We start from the raw sequence: 3,816 nt of genomic DNA on the forward strand, positions 1-3,816 counted from the left end.
ATTTGGATTGACTGTTACACTTACCGCAACTCTATTTGATAAAGCATCATCTGTAATGCGTTTAATGGCATTATTAAAAGTATCTGCTACCAGAATTTTTCCATCGGCTTGCACGGCAACGCCAGTAGGAAGAGAAAACCCAGAGCCAAGAGTAACAATGCCTGTACCATCGGCATTCATGCGTTTAATGGCATTATTATCTGTATCTGCTACCAGAATTTTTCCATCGGCTTGCACGGCAACGCTATAAGGATAATTAAACCAGCCAAGAGTAACAATGCCTGTACCATCGGCATTCATGCGTATGATTTCATTATTATCTGTATTTGCTACCAGAATTTTTCCATCGGCTTGCACGGCAACGCCAAAAGGCTGATTAAACCCAGTGCGAAGAGTAACAACACCTGAGCCATCGGCATTCATGCGTTTAATGGCATTATTGCCTGTATCTGCTACCAGAATTTTTCCATCGGCTTGCACGGCAACGCCTCGAGGATCAAACCCAGAGCCAAGAGTAACAATGCCTGTACCATCGGCATTCATGCGTTTAATGGCATTATTACCATAATCTGCTACCAGAATTTTTCCATCGGCTTGCACGGCAACGCCAAAAGGACCAGAAAACCCAGTACCAAGAGTTACAATGCCTGTACCATCGGCATTCATGCGTTTAATGGCATCATTATCAAAATCTGCTACCAGAATTCTTCCATCGGCTTGCACGGCAACGCCTCGAGGACGAAAAAACCCAGAGCCAAGAGTGGCAATAGTTAACGAATTACTTTGTTCTACATAATAAGTAGCTGTACTAAGTGAGGCGGTAGTTACCAATGGATTGCCTCCAGAAGGGGCTGTAAACCACTTGGCAGTTTCTCCAGCACTTGGGGTGCTTACTAAATTGGCTACTGTTGCTCCTGCGCAAAATGTTTGGGTTGCTTCGCTAATTTTTTTAACCCTTACTGCTAATCTTGTACTTTCGCAGCCAGAAACAGTTTGCGATGCATAATAAATGGCTCCATCAACCAAACTCGTCGTTGCTGGCAATACTGTTCCTGCCGTTGCGGCACTGTACCATTGGATCGTTGAACCAGTCGCAGCTAAATTGGCAATTGTACCCGAACCAGTATAAACTTGAGTTGCAATTGCAGTTGGTGGTGGGGGTATAGCATTAATATTTATCGTTAACGTTGCAGTCGTCGCACATTGACCCGCTGTTGGCGTAAAGGTATACGTCGTTGTTTGCGTATTGTTCAACGCTGGCGACCAGGTTCCTGTTATGCCATTAGTAGAGGTCGTTGGCAATGCTGACAAACTCGCTCCTGAACATATTGGTGCAACTGCCGTAAACGTTGGCGTTATATTTGGTGGATTAACCGTAATCGTCAATGTTGCAGTCGTTGCACATTGACCCGCTGTTGGTGTAAAGGTATACGTCGTTGTTGCCGTGTTATTCAACGCTGGCGACCAGGTTCCTGTTATTCCATTGTTGGATGTCGTTGGCAATGCTGACAAACTCGCTCCACAAAAAATTGGTGCTCTAGCTGTGAATGTTGGCGTTATATTTGGTGGATTAACCGTAACTGTAATTGAAGCCGTTGCAGCACAGCCCGTAGCATTGGTTCCAGTAACCGTATACGTTGTTGTTACATTGGGAGCAATTGTGATACTTGTTGGCGTTGTTGAAATCGTAGTATAATAATTCTTAGTTGAATTTTCAACAGTGTTACGATCTGCTGTGTTCAGTACGGTATCAAATACAAATACATCTGTAAAATCACAATCTGACATTTCAAAACCATTATTCAATCCATTCAATTCAATACCATTTGGACCTCCTACACCACCACTATTATTTACAATTAAAGTTCCATTTTCATACAATTGTGAAGTTGAACCATTACTTGCTCCTGAATAAATATAATAGTTATTATCTGAAGCAGGACTACCAATATTGGAACTACTTACCCAACCTTCATAATACGCTTTTTGCTTTGCGCCATTCCAATACCCTAATAACCAATTATTATAAACGGACGATAAAACGCGTTGTCTTGCTCCACCAGTTTGACGAGCACCATAAATAGCTGTAAACGGTGATGGATAATTAATAGCATTGCTTAAAAATTGTTGTGTATTAAAACGCAATACTGGTTTTCCGTTGTAACCATTTAAAGTTATAGTTGGTTGCTTGGAAGTATTCGACTGACTTACACCACCACCATTTCCTGATTGATCATATAAAGTAACACAATATCCTGTTGCTCCGTTTAACCAAGTGGTAATAGCGCTAGCATCTAAATCGTTTCCACTAAAACCAAAATCTAATTCGGCATTATCAGAACCTCTTCTCAAACGAACACAGGGTCCGGCATAACTTGTTTTAAGTTTACGAAGTCCGATTGCCAACTTTGAATTACTTACATTATCCAAAGGTATTATATTGCCATTCCAAACATAATTGTCGGCACCATTAGCTGTTAAAGTTACTGAATCGCCAGCGCATATTGAGGAACTTCCTGTTATAGCAACAACTGGACTTGGACTTGGATTTACAACAATGGTTAATGTTGCCGTTGGAATGCCACACTGATTTGCATCAGGTGTAAAAGTATAAGTAGTAGTTTGCGTGTTATTTAACGCTGGTAACCATGTTCCTGATATTCCATTAGTAGAAGTTGTTGGTAAAGCCGACAATGCTCCTCCTAAGCAAATTGGAGCAATAGCGGTAAATGTGGGTGCACTACTTGGATTAACTATTATACTCATCGTCGCAATATTTGGACAGAATCCAGTTGTCGGTGTAAAAGTGTAAGTCGTTGTCGCTGTATTGTTCAACGCTGGCGACCAGGTTCCTGTTATGCCATTAGTAGAGGTCGTTGGCAATGCTGACAAACTCGCTCCTGAACATATTGGTGCAACTGCCGTGAATGTTGGCGTTACATTTGGATTGACTGTTACACTTACCGCAACTCTATTTGATAAAGCATCATCTGTAATGCGTTTAATGGCATTATTACTATAATCTGCTACCAGAATTTTTCCATCGGCTTGCTCGGCAACGCCTCGAGGACCAGAAAACCCAGAGCCAAGAGTAACAATGCCTGTACCATCGGCATTCATGCGTTTGATGTCATTATTACCTGTATTTACTACCAGAATTCTTCCATCGGCTTGCACGGCAACGCCTCGGGGAGAAGAAAACCCAGTGCCAAGAGTAACAATGCCTGTACCATCGGCATTCATGCGTTTAATGGCATTATTACCATAATCTGCTACCAGAATTTTTCCATCGGCTTGCACGGCAACGCCATGAGGCTGATTAAACCCAGAGCCAAGAGTAACAATGCCTGTACCATCGGCATTCATGCGTTTAATGGCATTATTAACTGTATCTGCTACCAGAATTTTTCCATCGGCTTGCACGGCAACGCCATAAGGCAGATTAAACCCAGAGCCAAGAGTAACAATGCCTGAGCCATCGGCATTCATGCGTTTAATGGCATTATTAACTGTATCTGCTACCAGAATTTTTCCATCGGCTTGCACGGCAACGCCAAAAGGCAGATTAAACCCAGAGCCAAGAGTGACAACACCTGAGCCATCGGCATTCATGCGTTTAATGGCATTATTACCTGAATTTGCTACCAGAATTTTTCCATCGGCTTGCACGGCAACGCCATAAGGACGAAAAAACCCAGAGCCAAGAGTGGCAATAGTTAACGAATTACTTTGTTCTACATAATAAGTAGCTGTGCTAAGTGAGGCGGTAGTTACCAATGGATTGCCTCCAGAAGGGGCTGTAAACCACATGGCAGT

General features: G+C 42.5%; 1 pseudogene. It reads right to left on the reverse strand.

What is annotated here, in order from left to right:
- Positions 1–3,816: pseudogene (locus tag ACIQ2L_RS14710) on the reverse strand (hypothetical protein); the annotation flags it as partial.

Source organism: Flavobacterium sp., assembly GCF_044369455.1.
Classification (GTDB): domain Bacteria; phylum Bacteroidota; class Bacteroidia; order Flavobacteriales; family Flavobacteriaceae; genus Flavobacterium.